Annotated in this window: 23 protein-coding genes and 1 pseudogene; 8 read left to right on the plus strand and 16 right to left on the minus strand. The window is 69.9% G+C overall.

Annotated features, from left to right (window positions below; translation table 11 throughout):
- Positions 1–83: 83 nt before the first annotated feature.
- The 6 genes from ABGB12_RS04665 to ABGB12_RS04690 form a co-directional block, all read right to left on the minus strand.
- Positions 84–509, minus strand: coding sequence for a hypothetical protein (locus ABGB12_RS04665; protein ID WP_347674864.1), 426 nt, complete (start codon positions 507–509; stop codon positions 84–86).
- Between the two features lie 40 nt (positions 510–549).
- Positions 550–1,035 carry an SRPBCC family protein gene (locus tag ABGB12_RS04670; RefSeq protein WP_347674865.1) on the minus strand — a complete coding sequence of 162 codons (486 nt, stop codon included), beginning with the start codon at positions 1,033–1,035 and terminating at the stop codon, positions 550–552.
- Complete coding sequence (locus tag ABGB12_RS04675) at positions 1,032–1,397, minus strand: metalloregulator ArsR/SmtB family transcription factor (RefSeq protein WP_347674867.1); 366 nt, start codon at positions 1,395–1,397, stop codon at positions 1,032–1,034. Before ABGB12_RS04675 ends, ABGB12_RS04670 begins: the two co-directional genes overlap by 4 nt.
- A gap of 99 nt (positions 1,398–1,496) precedes the next feature.
- Positions 1,497–1,733, minus strand: coding sequence for a hypothetical protein (locus tag ABGB12_RS04680; protein WP_347674869.1), 237 nt, complete (start codon positions 1,731–1,733; stop codon positions 1,497–1,499).
- A gap of 32 nt (positions 1,734–1,765) precedes the next feature.
- Entirely contained in the window at positions 1,766–3,313 is a 1,548-nt protein-coding gene (locus ABGB12_RS04685; protein ID WP_347674871.1) for a recombinase family protein, read from the minus strand.
- 85 nt (positions 3,314–3,398) lie between these two features.
- Positions 3,399–3,533: a hypothetical protein gene (locus ABGB12_RS04690; RefSeq protein WP_347674872.1), complete on the minus strand. Its 135-nt coding sequence runs from the start codon at positions 3,531–3,533 to the stop codon at positions 3,399–3,401.
- A 158-nt stretch (positions 3,534–3,691) separates the two neighbouring features.
- On the opposite strand from ABGB12_RS04690, the pseudogene ABGB12_RS04695 reads away from it, so the two are divergent.
- Positions 3,692–3,901 (plus strand): annotated as a pseudogene (locus ABGB12_RS04695) (GntR family transcriptional regulator); the annotation flags it as partial.
- Here ABGB12_RS04695 and ABGB12_RS04700 read toward each other — a convergent pair.
- The 3 genes from ABGB12_RS04700 to ABGB12_RS04710 are packed head-to-tail and all read right to left on the minus strand — an operon-like array spanning position 3,880 to position 5,765.
- Entirely contained in the window at positions 3,880–4,482 is a 603-nt protein-coding gene (locus ABGB12_RS04700; RefSeq protein WP_347674873.1) for an ion transporter, read from the minus strand. The pseudogene ABGB12_RS04695 and the gene ABGB12_RS04700 sit on opposite strands and share 22 nt — an antisense overlap.
- A 54-nt stretch (positions 4,483–4,536) precedes the next feature.
- Complete coding sequence (locus ABGB12_RS04705) at positions 4,537–5,409, minus strand: M48 family metalloprotease (RefSeq protein WP_347674875.1); 873 nt, start codon at positions 5,407–5,409, stop codon at positions 4,537–4,539.
- Positions 5,406–5,765, minus strand: a complete 360-nt coding sequence (locus ABGB12_RS04710; RefSeq protein WP_347674877.1) for a BlaI/MecI/CopY family transcriptional regulator — start codon at positions 5,763–5,765, stop codon at positions 5,406–5,408. The genes ABGB12_RS04705 and ABGB12_RS04710 overlap by 4 nt, the downstream gene beginning before the upstream one ends.
- A gap of 170 nt (positions 5,766–5,935) precedes the next feature.
- On the opposite strand from ABGB12_RS04710, the gene ABGB12_RS04715 reads away from it, so the two are divergent.
- Positions 5,936–6,901, plus strand: a complete 966-nt coding sequence (locus ABGB12_RS04715) for a sporulation protein (RefSeq protein ID WP_347674879.1) — start codon at positions 5,936–5,938, stop codon at positions 6,899–6,901.
- 42 nt (positions 6,902–6,943) lie between these two features.
- On the opposite strand, the gene ABGB12_RS04720 is transcribed toward ABGB12_RS04715, so the two are convergent.
- The 6 genes from ABGB12_RS04720 to ABGB12_RS04745 all read right to left on the minus strand — a co-directional run bounded on the left by ABGB12_RS04720 (position 6,944) and on the right by ABGB12_RS04745 (position 10,951).
- Positions 6,944–8,386: a HAMP domain-containing sensor histidine kinase gene (locus ABGB12_RS04720; RefSeq protein ID WP_347674881.1), complete on the minus strand. Its 1,443-nt coding sequence runs from the start codon at positions 8,384–8,386 to the stop codon at positions 6,944–6,946.
- On the minus strand, positions 8,383–9,060 hold the full coding sequence (locus tag ABGB12_RS04725) for a response regulator transcription factor (protein WP_347674883.1): 678 nt from the start codon (positions 9,058–9,060) through the stop codon (positions 8,383–8,385). Before ABGB12_RS04725 ends, ABGB12_RS04720 begins: the two co-directional genes overlap by 4 nt.
- A 69-nt stretch (positions 9,061–9,129) precedes the next feature.
- Positions 9,130–9,657, minus strand: coding sequence for a DUF2613 domain-containing protein (locus tag ABGB12_RS04730; RefSeq protein WP_347674885.1), 528 nt, complete (start codon positions 9,655–9,657; stop codon positions 9,130–9,132).
- 159 nt (positions 9,658–9,816) lie between these two features.
- Entirely contained in the window at positions 9,817–10,002 is a 186-nt protein-coding gene (locus tag ABGB12_RS04735) for a hypothetical protein (RefSeq protein WP_347674887.1), read from the minus strand.
- 46 nt (positions 10,003–10,048) lie between these two features.
- Entirely contained in the window at positions 10,049–10,741 is a 693-nt protein-coding gene (locus tag ABGB12_RS04740) for an SRPBCC family protein (protein WP_347674889.1), read from the minus strand.
- A gap of 60 nt (positions 10,742–10,801) precedes the next feature.
- Positions 10,802–10,951: a GPGG-motif small membrane protein gene (locus tag ABGB12_RS04745; protein WP_198653817.1), complete on the minus strand. Its 150-nt coding sequence runs from the start codon at positions 10,949–10,951 to the stop codon at positions 10,802–10,804.
- Between the two features lie 318 nt (positions 10,952–11,269).
- Here ABGB12_RS04745 and ABGB12_RS04750 point away from each other — a divergent pair, with 318 nt between their 5' ends.
- The 6 genes from ABGB12_RS04750 to ABGB12_RS04775 all read left to right on the plus strand — a co-directional run bounded on the left by ABGB12_RS04750 (position 11,270) and on the right by ABGB12_RS04775 (position 16,134).
- Entirely contained in the window at positions 11,270–12,187 is a 918-nt protein-coding gene (locus ABGB12_RS04750; RefSeq protein ID WP_347674891.1) for a polysaccharide deacetylase family protein, read from the plus strand.
- A gap of 159 nt (positions 12,188–12,346) precedes the next feature.
- Entirely contained in the window at positions 12,347–13,075 is a 729-nt protein-coding gene (locus ABGB12_RS04755; RefSeq protein WP_347674893.1) for a PspA/IM30 family protein, read from the plus strand.
- Positions 13,072–13,350, plus strand: coding sequence for a hypothetical protein (locus tag ABGB12_RS04760; RefSeq protein WP_347674895.1), 279 nt, complete (start codon positions 13,072–13,074; stop codon positions 13,348–13,350). Before ABGB12_RS04755 ends, ABGB12_RS04760 begins: the two co-directional genes overlap by 4 nt.
- Position 13,351: 1 nt before the next feature.
- Positions 13,352–14,254: a zinc metalloprotease HtpX gene (htpX, locus tag ABGB12_RS04765; RefSeq protein ID WP_347674897.1), complete on the plus strand. Its 903-nt coding sequence runs from the start codon at positions 13,352–13,354 to the stop codon at positions 14,252–14,254.
- Between the two features lie 14 nt (positions 14,255–14,268).
- Positions 14,269–14,841 carry a hypothetical protein gene (locus tag ABGB12_RS04770; RefSeq protein WP_347674899.1) on the plus strand — a complete coding sequence of 191 codons (573 nt, stop codon included), beginning with the start codon at positions 14,269–14,271 and terminating at the stop codon, positions 14,839–14,841.
- Positions 14,842–14,907: 66 nt separating this feature from the next.
- A complete protein-coding gene (locus ABGB12_RS04775; protein ID WP_347674901.1) occupies positions 14,908–16,134 on the plus strand; it encodes a hypothetical protein in 1,227 nt (408 codons plus the stop codon).
- Between the two features lie 27 nt (positions 16,135–16,161).
- Here ABGB12_RS04775 and ABGB12_RS04780 read toward each other — a convergent pair whose 3' ends face one another.
- Positions 16,162–16,737, minus strand: a complete 576-nt coding sequence (locus ABGB12_RS04780; RefSeq protein ID WP_347674902.1) for an XRE family transcriptional regulator — start codon at positions 16,735–16,737, stop codon at positions 16,162–16,164.
- Positions 16,738–16,758: the final 21 nt, after the last annotated feature.

The raw sequence follows: 16,758 nt of genomic DNA on the forward strand, positions 1-16,758 counted from the left end.
GAGGTGCCCGGCACCCCGGCACACGACGGTCCTGTCAGCCGGACGGAACGCGGAACGCGGCGGAAGAGCGCGGCCGGCGGAGGTCACCCCGCGGAGAGAAGTTCGTCCAGTTTCCGGTAGCTCTCGGTGACCCACCGCTCCAGCCCTTGGGACGTCAGCTGGTCGCGGTGCTCCACCGTGTCGATGACGGAGAGGGACGTGACGCGGGTGTGCCCGGCTCCCAGGTCCTCGAACGTGACGGTCTCCAGACAGGTGGCGGCCGGAACCTCCTCATAGGTGTAGGTCTGGGCCAGGCGCGGCACGGGCCTGCGGCCGTCGCCCCCGGGAGCCCGGCCGGGATCCACCTGGGTGGTGACGTGCTTGGAGCCCTGCCAGCGCACGGCCAGGCCCGGATCCGTCCAGGCGCGGCGGACGCGGTCGGGCGGGGCCGCGAAATCGCGGGTGATGACGATGGTGGGCAGGTCCGGATCGATCTCGATGCGGACCCACCCGGGTGTCGGCATGGTCATGGTGCGTCCCCTGGTCAGAGGAGCCGTCGGGCCGCGGCGTTCACTCCACGGCGAGGATCTCGTCGAGCTTCTCGAACCCCTCGTTGACGCCGACCTCCATGCCGCTGGCGAGGATCTGGTCGCGGAGCTCCATGCTCTCCACGACGGACAGGATGGTGACGCGGGTGCCGCCGTCGACGTCTTCGAAGGCGGCGGTCTCCAGGGAGACGCCGTCGGGGGCGCCCTCCCAGGTGAAGGTCTGGACGAGGCGCTCGTTCGGGCGGACCTCGTGGAAGGAGCCGTAGAAGGAGGCGATCTCCTGTCCGTCCCTGAGGGACGAGTAACGGTAGTGGCCGCCGGTGCGCATCTCCCAGACATGGATCTTCGTGGGGGTGTCCTTCGGCCCCAGCCACCGGGCGACGAGCTCCGGGTCCGTCCAGGCGCGGAAGACGCGGTCCCGCGGCGCCGCGAACTCCCGGATGATGCGGATGACGGGCAGGTTCGGGTCGGCCTCGATGCGGGTCTCGTGGGTCTTCGTCGTGGTCACGATGCGACTCCTTGCTGGTCGGTGATGCCCTGGGTGTCGTCCATGGCCGCCAGTACGGCGTCGAGGCGGCTGAAACGCTCCTCGGCCTGGCGGCGGTAGCGCTCGATCCACTTGGTCATCAGGTCGAACACCTCGGCTTCGAGGTGGCAGGGGCGGCGCTGGGCGTCGCGGCTGCGGCTGACCAGACCGGCGTCCTCCAGCACCTTGATGTGCTTGGAGATCGCCTGGACGGACATGCCGTAGGGCTCCGCGAGCCGGCCCACCGTCGCGTCGCCTTCCGCGAGCCGGGCCACGATGTCGCGCCGAGTCGGGTCGGCGAGCGCCGCGAACACCCGCGAGAGCCGGTCCGTCGAGAGCTCCACCACCCCTACCCCCTGTTATTCAACCGATCAATTGAATAACAGCATAGGCAGTCCGGCTCCCGTTTTCAACCAAACGGTTGAAAACAGAGGGCAAGCCGGTCAGGCGTGCAGCACGTCCGGCTCGCCCTCCTGCTCGGGGACGGCCCCGCGCGGCGCGGAGACATCGGGAAGCCGCGCTCGCAGGGCCTCCACCTCGGCGCGCAGGGAGCGCAACTCGGCCAGGACGAGCGCGTCCGTGCGCTGCTCGCGTTCGTCCAGCCGCTCCAGATCCTCGTGGATCTCCCCGACGACCTGCGGCTCCATCGCACTGACCGTGATCGCGATGAAAAGATTCAAAACGACGACTTGACATCATCTAAAGGATGTAACTAAGAGTCCTGACAGCAGGGCAGATCACATGGCTCCCACACGGGCGTCACGACGACCTCGGGATGGCCGCGCCGCTCCCCCCGCCGCACGATCACGTGCCGAATCATCTGCGCCAGCATCTCCCTCCGCGCCTCTGCCGCCAGAACCTCCCAGCTCTCCAGGAGGCCGACCATTACCGGCGCGAACGACGCCCGGCCGACGGGCTCGGCAGGCTCCTGTGCGAGCTGCTCGGCAATCCTCGCCCGCTCTTCGAGGAGGCCGTCGCGGGCCGCGTCCCAGACCGCGGCCGGCGTGCGCCCGCCGTCCGCTGCGCGGTCCTTGACGAGCTGGACGAGCACCGCGTCCTTCGCCGCGAGGAGCTGAGTGAGCCGTGCCGTGTCCGGCACGATGCGGACCGACTCGCGCTCCTCAACGACGGGACGGTCGATGTCGTCGCTCCACTCGGCGAGCATCGCCAGGACCTCACGCTCGACGCGGGCCCGGCTGGGGGAGGCGGCCACGCAGTCGCGGTTCCTCTTCCACCGGTTGCACACGTACTGGTAGCCGCTGGGATGGCGGGCGCCTCCTGTGACGACCATCCCGCCATAGCAGATCCCGCAGCGGACGAGCCCGGACAGCGGGTAGACCGCGGCGCGGGCCCGCGGCGCGTAGCGATGGCGGCGCTGGCGGGCTTCCTGGTATGCCTCCCATGTGTCCGTGTCGATGATGGGGGCGTGCGCACCAGGCAGCCACAGATTGTTCGGGCAGTGCTTCCGCTTGCGCTTGTCGCACCGGCAGCCGGAGTCGTGGATGCGCAGCAGGCCCGCGCCGAACCCGGAGTCAAGGACGGCCATGAGCGCCCCATACTCCCAGGTTTTCCCGGTCGCGTTGAGGATTCCGGCGCGGTGGAGCATGTTGACGAGCGCGGTTCCGCCCTGTCCGCCGATGAACCGGTGGTAGAGGTCCGCGAGGACGTCGGCGGTTCCGCCTTCGTAGTCGGGTTCGTAGCGTTCCCCGAGGGGGTCGTTGGGGTCGACGCGGTATCGGGGGGTTGGGGCGGGGTTACCGACGTCGAGGATGCGTCCGAGTCGGAGGTAGCCGTAGCGGGCGGTGCCGTGGCTGGGCAGGCCGCGAGCGAGGCGGTTGTCGAGGGCGGCTCGCCAGTTCTCGCTGATCAGGTCGGACTGCATCTCTGCGAGGGCGAGGGCGTTGGTGCGGGAGTAGCGGCCAATGGCGGTTTCGGCGTCGAGAGGCTCGGTGGCGGACTGGAGCTGCCCGCCGACGGCTTCGAGTCTGCCGATGTTCGCCATGGACTCGAGGGCGTTGCGTCCCCACCGGTCGTACCGGTAGACGGCGATCTCGCGGGCGACTCCGGTCTCGATACGGCCGATCGCCGTCATGACCTGTCGTTTGGAATTCCGGCCCGAGGTGTCGAGGTCGATGATCCATTCGATGATTTTTCGGCCGGTGCGGGCTGCCCATGCGTTGATGGCGTTCTGCTGGATCTCTGGCGAGATCATCTCTTCACGCGCCGTGCTGACGCGAATGTAGCCAATGACGGGGATCATTCTGGTCCTGAGGGTGGGATGGGATGCCGAGAGCCGCCGCCTTAGTTGCCGGGTGCCCGGTGGGTGGCGGGTCGCGCGTGGTGATCTAGCGTCGTTCGTCGAGCTCGTCGCCCATGATGAGCAGGATCGCCGACAGGATGTGCGTTACCCGAGTGCTGCCGCGGTAGAGGAAGGCGCCCTCGACCGGCGGGTATATGCGGCTCCCGGCAGTACCGCCCACCAATTCCTCGTCGTCGCGCCCCACCAGATGCACACACCGGGCCATCGGTGTTGGAGCAGCAGCTCCCGCTTCGTCTCCTTCGCCATGGCCATACCGGCCTCCTCTCGATCCGTATGAGGTCAGCCTAGGGCCGAGAGTAGAGCCATGTATAGCAATCCATGGCCGTAGTTTGGTACGCAGAGCCACATACTCAAAGAGTGGAGGTTCCCGAGTTCAGCCCGGACGGCCCCGACCTCATCTATGTCGCGATCGCCGACCACATCACCGCGCGTATCGCCGTCGGCGACCTGGCACCAAACGAGCGCCTCGCGCCGGAGCGAGAACTAGCCGTCGAGTACGGGCACGCCTACCTCACAGTGCGGCGGGCGATGGCCGTCCTCCGCGAGCGCGGGCTCATCGTGAGCGTCCAGGGCAAGGGCACGTACGTCACAAAGGACGCCACTAAGAAGGCGAAGGCCCGCTCATGGGAGCAGGCCGACTTACATCCTTGAGGAGTATGACGGGGCGAGACCAGGATGTAAGCCACGAAGAACACCCAAGCGCAGGGCCGCTCAGCCATGACCCTGCGGGTGATCTCCGGCCAGCCGTCCGCCGTCATGCTGGGGACCACCGAGATCAACCGGAGCGCGCGCAGGATCCGCAGCGCCCTGAGCACCGACAGGCCGCCCCCGGACGGCAGCAGGGCCATCCCGACGATGATCAGGTCGAACCAGCTCCACGCGTCGGAGAAGAACCCCCTGCGGTAGGCGTGGAGCCGCAGCACCAGCTCCACGACGAAGACGCCTAGGGCGAGGCGGTCGATCGCATGGAGCAGGCCGCCGTACTCCGAGAGCAGGAAAGGCGAGGTCTCGCAGCCGAGGGTGGCGGCGTTGACGAGGATGACCGCAGTGATGAACCGCTGGAAACGACGGGATTCGACGAGCGTGCGGACACGGTCACGTCCGGGCACTGAGGCTCCAGGTCTGGACAGGCGCCGGACGCGGACAGCCCGGCGCGTGCGGGGTCAAATGAAGCTGAGGTTGAAGGCGTGGTCGAGCTGCAGGGCGACCAGTGCCAGGGTTCCGGTCGCCAGCCCGGTGCAGATGAGCGCGACGGGGCCGGTGACGGGGTTGCGTCCGGGGGCCTCGTCCAGGAGTGCTCTCACCCGCTGGACGACGCCGGAGCCGGTGAACCCCATGGCGCCGGGGAGCGCCTGCGAGCGCAGGATCGCGACCCGGGCGATGGTGCGGGCGACGAGTTCCCGGTCCCCGATGGCGTCGGCGGCGTCCTCGTCGGCCCAGCGCTCCAGGGCGAAGCGCATGCGTTCGTTCAGCCACCGCAGCGGGGGCAGGGCGCCGGCGGCGAGTGCGCCGACCGCCAGGTAGCGGTGGTGGCGGTGCCGCAGATGGGAGCCCTCGTGCTGGAAGACGGCCTCCAGCTCCGCCGGTTCGAGCGCCTTGAGCAGGCCGCGCGAGACCAGCACCCCGCCTCGGCGTCCGGGCACCGCGACGGCGACGGGGACGTCGGTCTCCAGCAGGCTCCGGGCCATCCGCTGCGCCGCTCTCACCTCGGTGACCCACCGGACGGACCGCCACAAGATGATCATAAGGCTGACGGCGGTCAGGACGAGCGCGGGGACGCCGAGCCAGGCCGGGACGGGATCGTCGTCACCGACGAGCGTCCATTCGGGCAGCCGGTCCGCGGTGCGGGGGTGGAGCGTGGCCCAGTAGTTGACCGCGACGAACACGAACGTCCCGACCGTCGCCAGGCCCGTCGTCCCGGCGACCGTGCACAGCAGGCGCCCGGACCACATGGGGTGCAGCGGCAGGGGGAGGCGGCCCAGCAGGACGCCCAGCGCGAGCGTGATCCCGGCGGGGAGGAAGGTGAACCAGTTCATGTCCGCTTTCCACGATGTTCGAGGATCTGCCGCAGCTCGTCCACTTCCTCGGGGCTGAGCGCGTCTACGAATTGGCTGAGCACGCTGGAGGAGTCGCTGGCATAGCGGAGGTGGTCGTGCATCTTGTCCGCGACCAGGCGCGCCTCGTCGACGGCCAGCCGGTAGCGGTACTGCCGGCCGTCCCGCTCCCGGGTCACGAGGCCCTTGTCGTGGAGCCGGAACAGGATGGTGTTGATCGTCGTGTAGGCGGGGTCGCCGGGGATCCGCGAGAGGAGTTCGGCCGTGGTGGCGGGCCCGCTCACCGAGACGGCGGCGAGGACTTCGGCTTCGAGCTGCCCGAGCGGACGTCTGGACACTGGGCGGACCCCCTCCGCGTAGATGGTGAGCATGGACCGCCCTCGAGGGTAACCGCCGCGGAGCCGACAAGATCCACAAGCGACTGGCGTTAAGAAATTACAACTGTAATAGTAGACCTCGTCAGCAACCCCCGTCAGCGCCGCCCGAGGCGAGCGCGAAGGAGGAACTCGTGGTCTTCAAACGCATCTTGGGCAGCCTCGGCATGGGCGGCCCCTCCGTCGACACCGTCCTGTCCACGCCCGCCTGCCGTCCCGGCGGCACGCTGAGCGGACAGGTGCACATCAAGGCGGCGGACTACGCCGTCGAGATCCAGCGGGTCACGCTCGGCCTCGTCACCCGGATGGAGTCCGAGCACGGCGACGAGGAGACGAACGCCACCGTCGAGTTCCACCGCGTCGACGTGGCCGGCGCCTTCCAGCTCCAGCCCGGCCAGGACCAGAGCATCCCGTTCGAGTTCGACGTCCCCTGGGAGACCCCGCTGACGTCGGTGTTCGGCACCCACCTGCACGGCATGTCCTTGGGCGTCCGCACCGAGCTCGCCATCGCCAAGGCTGTCGACAAGGGCGACCTCGACCTCGTCTCCGTCGAGCCCCTGCCGTCGCAGCAGGTCGTCCTGTCGGCCTTCTCCCAGCTCGGCTTCCAGTTCAAGGGCGCCGACGTCGAACACGGCCATCTGGCCGGCGTCGACCAGCGGATCCCCTTCTACCAGGAGATCGAGTTCTACCCGCCCGCCCAGTACCGGGGCCGCGTCAACGAGGTCGAGCTGACCTTCCACGCCGACCCGTGGAACCTCACCGTCATCCTCGAAGCCGACAAGCGCGGCGGCCTTTTCAGCGGCGGGCACGACGCCGTCGGCCGCTTCACCATCTCTCACGACGAAGCCCTCACCGCCGACTGGACCTCCGAGCTGCTCGCCTGGCTGGAGTCCCTCACCTCACACGGCGGCTTCCACTCCCACGACTCCCACGGCCACTACGACTCCCACGGCCACCACGGCTCCCATGACTCTCACGGCTCCGGCATGGGAGGCGTCGTGGCGGGCGCGGCCGTCGGATTCGTCGGCGGCATGGTCGCAGGCGAGATCGTGGAGGAGATCTTCGAGGATGACGAGGACGAAGGAGGCGACGAGGACTGACGGACCCGCCGGCCGGTCGTCACGAACCTCCCGGAATGTGCTTCACCTGCCCTCCTCCGCGGGAGCCGCGGACGACGGCGGGCGGGCGGCGAGCCAGGACGGGGCGGGGCGCGGGAACGCGGCGTGCTCCCGGAGGGGCAGCTCGACGCGCAAGAGGGCGCCGCCCCCCGGAGGCGCCGGGGCCAGGACCGCCGTTCCTCCGTGGAGAACGGCCTGCTGCCTGACGAGGGTGAGGCCGAGGCCCGAGCCCGGGCTGTCGGGACGGCGGTGGAACCTGTCGAAGACCTCGGTGGCGCGTTCCGGGGGGATGCCGGGGCCCCGATCGCGGACGCGGAGGAGCGCCGTCGTCCCGGCGGGGCGCAGGGTGAGGTCGACGCGGGCCCGGCCCGACGGGTCGGCGCCGTGGAGGGCCGCGTTGTCGAGCAGGTTGTCCAGGAGGAGGCGGAGCCCTTCGGGCCAGCCGCGGACCGTCACCTGGCCGGGGAGGTCCGCGACGATCACGGCGTGGGGGTGTCTCCGGCGGGCGTCCTCCACGGCGAGGTCGGCCAGGGCCGACAGGTCGACCTCGGTGAAGGAGGCGGGGTCCAGCAGCTCACCCCGGGCGAGCTGCCGCAGCATGGTGATGAGGCGCTGCATCCTGGCCTGCTCGCGGGCGAGGTCCTCGAGGATCTCCTCGCGGTCCTCCTCCGGCAGCTCCGGGTGGGACAGCAGGCCGACGTTGGCGCTCATGCTGGTCAGCGGGGTGCGCAGCTCGTGGGCCGCGGTGGCCGCGAAGGCGCGGGCGGCCTCCAGCGCCTCGCCGGTGCGGGCGACGGCTCCGTCCCGGCGCTCCAGCAGGTCGTTGACGAGGCCCGCGAGGTCGTCGATCTCGATGACGCCGGAGGAGGTGGACAGCCTTCCGCCGCCTGGCCCCAGATCGATCCGGGACGCCTCGCGGCTCAACCGGGACAGCGGCCGGACCGCGAAACGGCCGATCCCGTACCCCACGGCCGCGGACAGCAGCATCGCCAGCAGCGTCGCGAGCAGCAGCCGGGTCCGCAGCCGGGAGGCCTGCCCGGCCAGCTCGGCCTCCTCCTCGAAGACCCACAGCGTGCCGAGCCTGCCGTCGCGGCCCAGCCCGGTGCCCGCGTAGCGCCACCGGCCGTCCGCGGTGGTGGCCGGGGCCTCCGACAGGACGGGGAGTTCCCTCGGGACGACTCCGATGACCAGTGACTCGGCGCCCGCCGGTGCGATGACGACGCCTCCGGAGCCCGTCGCCGCCGCGCTGAGCTGCTGCCCCACCATGTTCCCCGCGTCCCGTCTGACGACGCGCCGCGCGTAGATGGTGGCCGTCGGATCCAGCGACCGGAGCCGGACGGTGAGGCGGTGGTCGCGCTCGTTCCCCAGGCCGTCGACGGCCATCCGCAGCACCAGGAGCCCTGACAGCGCCACCAGCACCGACACCAGCAGGACGACGCACAGGGTGAACCGGGTGGAGAGCCTCATGGCCGTTCCCGCAGGACGTAACCGACACCGCGGACGGTGTGCAGGATCCGGGGCTCCTCTCCGGCTTCCAGCTTGCGGCGCAGATAGCCGACGAACGTCTCGACCGCGTTGTCGGTGACCGCGAAGTCGTAGCCCCAGACCTGTTCCAGCAGCACTCCCCGCGAGAGCACCGTCCCGATGTTGCGGACGAAGACCTCCAGCAGGTCGAACTCGCGGCGGGTCAGATTCAGCTCCCGCTCTCCGCGCCAGGCCTGCCGGGTCGCCGGGTCGAGCGCCACGGGGCCCGCCCGCACCGATTCGCCGGGCGCGGCGCCCGCCCTGCGCAGCAGCGCGCGCAGTCTCAGGACGAGTTCGGTGAAGTCGAACGGCTTGGCCAGGTAGTCGTCGGCTCCCGCCTCCAGCCCCGCGACCCTGTCCGCGACCTCGTCCAGCGCCGACAGCATGAGGACCGGGACGTCCGAGCCCCGCTCGCGCAGCGTCCGGCACACCTCGATACCGGACAGGCCCGCCATGGAGACGTCCAGCACGATCGCGTCCGCGTCCGCGGCGCCCTCCAGTGCGGCCCGGCCCCCGTCGGCGGTCAGCACCGTGAAGCCCTCCAGGGTGAGACCGCGCCGCAGCGCGCGCAGGATCGCTGGATCGTCGTCCACCGCGAGTATCCGACGTCGGTTCATCCGCGACCTCCTCGCCTCCCGTCACACGGTACGGGTCCGGCGCGGCGCGTTCTCACCCCTTGTGGACGGTCAGCCCTGGCGGTGGACCGTGAACGGGACGGACGGCGGGTTGACGCGGTCCACGCCGAGGTAGACCCGCTTGGGCGGCAGGGTCCTGCCCCCGCCCTTCGCCGCGGTGATCGTCAGGCTGCTCGCGCACGCCGTCCGGAAGTTCACGCCGTCCAGCTTGCCGCGGTTGACGAACCGGAAGTGCAGCGTCTTGCGGTCCTTGGACAGCCAGACCTTGTCCCGCCACTCCTTGCGGACCCGCTGCACCCCGTGGATGCGCACCGGGGAGACGATCGAACCGGCGTACACGCGCCTGTCACCCCTGCGGTGCGTCACCCTCAGGTGGAAGCCGTCACGCGCGTGCCACAGGTACACGCCGCCCTTGGAGTGCACGGTGAGCCCCGCGGGCCGGCCCTGCACGTCGTCGGTCCAGACCCTGGTGTCGCAGGACGGGGTCGACGTCGCGGAAGCCGCCCCCGTGCCCGCCACCAGGACAGTGGCCCCGGCCGCGATTCCCATGACCGCGGAGATGACGATACGGCTCTGCATGAGACACCTCTCGTTGGAGTCGGTTGACGGGGGCGACTATAGGGAGGGAAGTTGGCAAAAAGCTGAGAATTCTCGCCGATAGGTGCAGCCCGGAGTGAAGCGGGCATGGCGAAGGCCGCGGCCTCCCCCGATGGATGACCGCGGCCTTCGTGTCTCGTGTCACCGCCGGGTTCGGCGGAGGCGTCCGGCCAGTCCCTTCAGCCGGGCGAGGGGGTGGGTCGGGGTGCGGCCTCGGCGGGTACGGGCCAGGGCCGTCAGGCGCGGGCCGCGGTGATGTCGGTCGAAGAGTCCGCGCGACCTGTCGCTGCCTCGGGTGAACCGGCGCAGTTCGGTGGTGAGGTTCATTCGGGGGTCCTTTCTTCGGGTGTGGACGCCTGGGTCTGTCGGTGCGTCAGAGCGCGGGGCCGGGGTCGAGGCGCGGGTCCTGGCCCTGGTCCGGGCGGGTGCCGTGAGGCCGCGCCGGGTACGGGCCCGGAGCGGGCTGCTGGGCGCCGGGGACGGGCCGGACGCCCTGAGCGGGCAGGTCGCCCGGCTCGGGGTCCGGGTCGAGGCCCGGGGCGTGGTCGGGGCGGGTGAGGTCGTGGTCGGTGACCGGGCGGGACGGGGTCGCGGCGGCGGAGCCGGGGAACGGGTCGGTGCCGACGCTGCCGCGCCAGGCGCCGGTCGGGCGGCCGTGGTCCTCGATGAACTCCTTGAAGCGCCGCAGGTCGCCCTTGACCCGGTTCTCGACGAGGTTCAACCTGTCGCCGACCTGCTCGACGACGCCCTCGGGGATGAACTGCATCTGCAGCACCACCCGGGTGTTCACCGGGTCGAGCGGCTGGAAGGAGACGACGCCGGCCTGCCGCGGCGTGCCGAGGGTGTGCCAGACGATGCACTCGTCGGGCCGCTGCTCGGTGATCTCGGCCTCGAACTCCCGGTGGACGCCGGCGATGCTGGTCTTCCAGTGGGTGCGGGTCGGGGTGACCTGCTCGATGCGGTCGACGCCTTCCATGAATTCGGGGAAGTCCTCGAACTGCGTCCACTGGTCATAAGCGACCCGGACGGGAACCGCCACATCGATGATCTGCTCGATGGTGCTCATTTCTCGTACCTTTCTCTCGGTCTTTCACGGGAATTTCCGATGCGCTTGGTACGGCGGGCGCTAGACGTTGAAGATGCTCACGCCGCCCGGGCCGATGAGGAACCCGACCACGATGAGGATCAGGCCCCACAGCAGGTCACGGCGGGCAAGGAGCGTGTAGAGTCCGGCGATGACGAAGACGACCGCGATGATCCAAAGTAGAGTTGCCATGCATTTCCGATGCCCTTGACCCCTCATGACCAAACACCGGGATGCCATTGACGGTCGCGGTGTGATTAATTCCCGATCCTTCGCCGGGGACAGCGTTCCCCCTGGTAAGGCATCGATTTTCGAGATCACTCGCACCGCTTTACCACCGATGAGACCGGCCATAATGCGACATGGATCACACGCATTCTGTGAGCCACATAACGTTCTCGGCACTAAACTTCGCCGCCGCGAGCGGGTCCCGGCGGCGGGACCTTCGTCCCCAGCTCACCGACCTTCGCCTTATCGCCACAGAGGGTGATAAAACGGATAGTCATGCCCATGGAGACCGTGAGTAAAGCCGCCCTCGCCGTACTGCTGCTGACCCTGATCGCCGGATGCGGCGACGATGACGACTCCAAGGGCGCCAAGCCGTCCCCCAGCCCCTCGACCTGCTCGCCCGCGCCTTCTCCTTCGGACTACCCCTTCCCCGACACCCCCTCGCCCTCCGCCTCCACGCCGTCGACCACCCCGTCCAGTCCCAGGCCGACGAGCCCCAGACCCACGACGCCCAAGCCCACGACGCCCAAGCCGACCACCACGCAGCCGCAGCCCGGCGTCCCGTCCAAGCTGGCGGGGAAGGACTGGGAGAGCATCCCCACGAGCCGCAAGGTCGTCGCCCTCACCTTCGACGGGGGCGCGGACGACAGCGGCGTCCCCTCGATCCTGAAGACCCTGCGGGACCAGGGCGTCAAGGCGACGTTCTTCCTGACGGGGCAGTTCACCTCGGGCTGCTCGGGCAGCGCCTCCACGATCGCCGCCGCCGGCCACCGCCTCGGCAATCACTCGACGACCCACCCGTACTTCACGAAGCTGTCCGACGCCCAGATCCGCCAGGAGCTGTCCACGGCCGCCTCCCGGATCACCTCGACGACGGGCAAGGACCCCCGCCCGCTGTTCCGCTTCCCCTACGGCGACCGCGACACCCGCACCATCCGGACGGTCAACGCCGCCGGTTACGTCCCGGTCCGCTGGACGGTCGACACCCTCGGCTGGAAGGGGACCTCCGGCGGCGTCACCGCCGACACCGTCGTCGACCGCGTCGTCTCCACGGCCCACTCCGGCCAGATCGTCCTCATGCACGTGGGCGCCAACCCCGACGACGGCACCACCCTGGACGCGCAGGCCCTCCCCCGGGTCATCAGCGAACTGCGCGGCCGGGGCTATGGTTTCGTCACCCTCGACGCCCTCACCGGCTGAGCACGGTGAGAAGAGACACCGTGGATCATGGAACGCGGCCTAACGACTCCAATACCCCGACATAGCAGGTAGCTGACGCTCGGATCATTACTGTGGGTAGCTGACGGTATTCCTGCACCACCTGCCGGAGGCACCTCCGGGAAGGGGGAGACGGCCACCATGGGCGGTATCGCGCAACGGATCGCCACCCTGTTCCGCACCAAGGCGAACAGTGCTCTCGACCGGGCGGAGGACCCGCGCGAGGTACTGGACTACTCCTATCAGCAGCAGTCGGAGATGCTGCAGAAGGTCCGGCGGGGCGTGGCGGACGTGGCGACCAGCCGCAAACGGGTCGAACTGCAGGCGGCGCGGCTGGAGCAGTCCAGCGGGAAGCTGGAGGAGCAGGCCCGCCAATCGCTCCAGGCGGGACGGGAGGACCTGGCGAAGGAGGCCCTCGCCCGGCGTTCGGGCGTCGTCTCCCAGCTCGCCGACCTGCGGAATCAGGAAGCCGCCCTGCAGACGGAGGAGGAGAAGCTCACCCTCGCCGCCCAGCGCCTGCAGACGAAGGTCGAGGCGTTCCGCACCCGCAAGGAGACGCTCAAGGCCACCTACAGCGCGGCCGAGGCCCAGACCCGCATCTCCGAGGCCGTCAGCGGCATCGGCGAGGAGATGGGCGAGGTCGGCATGGCCATGCAGCGCGTCCAGGACAGGACCGACCAGATGCAGGCCCGCGCCGGAGCCCTGGACGAGCTGCTCGCCTCCGGCGCCCTGGAGGACGCCACCCTCCCGCCCGGCCGCGACGACATCCAGGCCGAGCTCGACGCCATCACCAGCGGCCAGGACGTGGACGCCGAGCTGGACCGGCTGAAGGCCCAGCAGGCCGAGCTTCCAGAGGGAGGGAAATCATGATCATCAGGATTTTCGGCGAGGGCCAGTACCGCGTCGCCGACGACCACCTGAACGAGCTCAACGAGCTGGACTCCGCGCTCCAGAAGGCCGCCGACAGAGGCGACGAGCAGACCTTCACCCTGTCCCTGCGCGAGCTCCTGGAGACCGTCCGCCGGCTGGGGTCGCCCCTTCCCCCCGACGTGCTCGCCCCTTCGGAGCTCGTGCTCCCCGACGACGACACCACTCTGGACGAGGTCAAGGAGCTCCTGTCGTCCGAGGGCCTGATCCCGGGATGACGTGATGCGCAGCCGCTTCCCGCCGGACCGCAGGCTCAGCGCGCGCATGCTGCTGACGCTCTTCCTGCTGGGCCTGCTGTACGTGCTGTTCGTCTCGGCGCTGTTCGTCCTGCTCAAATCGTGGGTCGTGGGCGTGGCCATCGGTGCCCTCCTGCTCGGCTCCCAGTACTGGTTCTCCGACCGGATAGCCCTGTACGGCATGAGCGCCCGCATCGTCACGCCGGAAGAACAGCCGCACCTCCACGGTGTCGTGGACCGCCTGTGCGCGCTGGCGGACATGCCCAAGCCGCGGGTCGCCGTCTCGGACATGGACATGCCGAACGCCTTCGCCACCGGCCGGAACGCCGACCACGCCGTCGTCTGCGTCACGACCGGCCTGCTGCGGCGGCTGGAGCCCGACGAGCTGGAGGGCGTGCTGGCGCACGAACTCTCCCACGTGGCCCACCGTGACGTCGCGGTCATCACGATCGCCTCGTTCCTGGGCGTCCTGGCGGGCCTCATCGTGCGGTTCGCGTTCTACTCGCAGATGTTCGGCGGAAGACGCGACCAGAACACCACGCTCGTGCTGCTGGCCGTCATGGCCGTCTCCGCGGCGGTGTACTCCATCAGCTTCCTGCTCATCCGCGCCCTGTCCCGCTACCGGGAGCTGGCGGCCGACCGCGCCGCCGCGATCCTCACCGGACGCCCGTCCTCGCTGGCCTCGGCCCTGACGAAGCTCACCGGCGACATCGCCCGCATCCCCACCCGTGATCTGCGCACCGCCCAGGCCTTCAACGCCTTCTTCTTCACTCCCGCTCTCGGCCCCGGCACCGCCCTGGCCGTCCTGTTCTCCACCCATCCGAGCCTGGAACGCCGCCTGGAGCAGCTCGCCGGCATCTCCGCCCGGCTGGGCGGTCCCGCCTGAGAGGAGCAAGACCCGTGGGTTTCCTGGACACTCTGCTCGGCCGCAGCAAGCCCGCCAAGCCCGACCTGGACCGGCTGTTCGCCCTCCCTTCGGCGGCGATCACCCTCCAGGCCTCCACCGGCTACGCTCCCGCCGGCGTCGGCTCGGTCTGCTTCGCCACGGTCGAGGGGACCGCCTCCGCCGAGCTCCGGCAGGAGCTGCGGGATCTGCTCGACGCCGTTCCGGACGCGCCCTCGGTGGAGCTCACGCACGACGAGTACGGCTACACCTGGCTCGTCTCCCACCACACCCCGGAGGACCTGCCGTCCCTGGTCAACGATCTCCACGCCGTCAACACCACGCTCCAGGACAACGGTTTCGGCTCCCAGCTCCTGTGCTCCCTGGCCGCCTTCCGCAATCCCTCGGCCCGTCCCCTGGCCCTCATCTACCTCTACAAGCGCGGCACCTTCTATCCCTTCGCCCCGCTTCCCGGCCAGAGGCGCAACAACCACCTCGAATTCCAGGTGAAGGATCTTCTGCGAGAGGACCTGCCTCTGGAACCGGACCTCACCCGCTGGTTCCCCGTCTGGGGCGCGCCCGGTCTGTAACGCCCTCCTTCCGGCGCCGGAGCAGATAGGTTCATCGGACTACAGCCACCTTTGTCAGGAATGTCCATGAAGCGTCTGTTCACCGTCGCCGTCGTCGGATCGTTGTCGTCAGCCCTGCTCGCGGGGGCGGCGGAGGCGAAACCCGGGACGTTCGCGCTGGTGAAGACCTTCAAGCTCGCGGGGGACGAGACGGTGACCGCGGCGATCGCGCCCACCCGCCGGAGCGCCTTCGTCTTCGGGATGCGCGAGCGCCGTGCCGGGCTGGAGCCGCTGGCCTTCAGATGGAACGGCAGGACCTGGAGCCGCAGCCCGCTGCCCGGAGGCCTGACGGGCATCCCCGGCCAGGCGGACGCGTCGTCGGCGAAGAACGTCTGGATGTCGGTGACGGGCAGCGAACGGCTGGCCGAGAAGTACCTGGACAACCTGCCCGAGGACGGCTGCGCCGCCCCCCAGCGGTCCGCCGGGCCGCGCACCGCCCCGGCGGCGGCCCGGGCCGGCTCCAACGCGTCGAAGGTCCTGCGCTGGAACGGAAAACGCTGGACGGTCGCCCGCACGTTCAAGAACGCCTACGTCAACGCGGTCGCGGCCCTCGGCCCGAAGAACGTCTGGGTGTACGGCCTCGACCGGAAGGGCCCCGCCTCCTGGCACTTCGACGGCAGGACCTGGAAACGCCACGCCACGGGTTTCCTGATCCAGAAGGCCGAGGCCGTCTCCGGCCGGGAGATCTGGGCGCTCGCCCACGACCGCTCCCTGCACAACGGCTACAGCGGGATCATCGCCCGGTTCGACGGCACCCGCTGGACTCGCGTCCAGCCCGACGTCCTGCGCACCGACCCTGCCCCCACCAAGACCTCCCCCGGCTACTCGGCCACGATCCTCGACCTCAACGTGCTCGGCCGCGACCGGGTCTGGGTCTCGGCGATCACCACCGAGGGCGCCCTCTGCGGCGCCAACGTCCATGCCTCCGTTCAGCTCCGCTGGAACGGCCGGACCTGGGCGAGCGAGGCCCCCGCCGTCACCTCCGGTTTCATTCTGAGCGATCACGTCTCCGACGGCTCGGGCGGCCTCTACGCCCAGGGCTGGGGCTCGGACTCCGGCGACGAGTGGGACTTCGACCGCGCGTTCTTCCACCGCACGCCCAAGGGCGTCTGGACCCGCCGCATCCTCCCCGAAAGGCGGATGATCCAGCACCTTGTCCACATCCCCGGCACCAAGTCCCTGTGGGCGGCCGGCACCCGCGAGACCTCCGGCGGCGGCATCGACGTCGCCGTGTGGTCCTTGGGAAGGCCCTGATCCCTCGCCTCTGAGAGCTTCCAGGGCTCACCAGGGGCCGTGGAGGTGGATACGGCGGCCTTCGGGGTCGAAGATGCCGAGGATCTCGGCGGGGCCGTCGTGGGCGCCGAAGGCGTGCGGGATCATGGTGGAGAACTCCGCCGCCTGGCCCGCCTCGACGAGGACGGTCCGCTCTCCCAGGAGCAGCACCAGGGTTCCGGACAGCACCGTGAACCAGTCCCTGCCGGGGTGGACCTTCAGCTCGGCGGCGCCGTGGCGCACCGGTTCGGTGACCCGGATCTTGGCGACGGTGAGGCCGTGCGGCCCGGAGTCGCGGTTCAGCGTCCAGGCGGTGAGGCCCCGCTCCGGATCGTGCCGCGGTCTGATCACCACGTCCTCGTCGTCCGGGGACTCCACCAGCTGGTCGAGGGTGGTGCCCAGCGCGCGGGCGATCGAGGTCAGCTGGTCCAGGGCGATCCGGCGGGGGCCGGTCTCGATGCGGCTCAGCGTGGACGGGCTCATGTGGCAGCGGGCCGCCAGGTCGTCGAGCGACCATCCCAGGGCCGTGCGCATCCCTCTGATGCGGCTGCGGACCAGGGCTTCGACCGCTGAGTCTTGCGTCATACGCAAGATGGTATGCCATCG

This window comes from Actinocorallia sp. B10E7 (genome assembly GCF_039871655.1).
Classification (GTDB): Bacteria; Actinomycetota; Actinomycetes; order Streptosporangiales; family Streptosporangiaceae; genus Actinocorallia.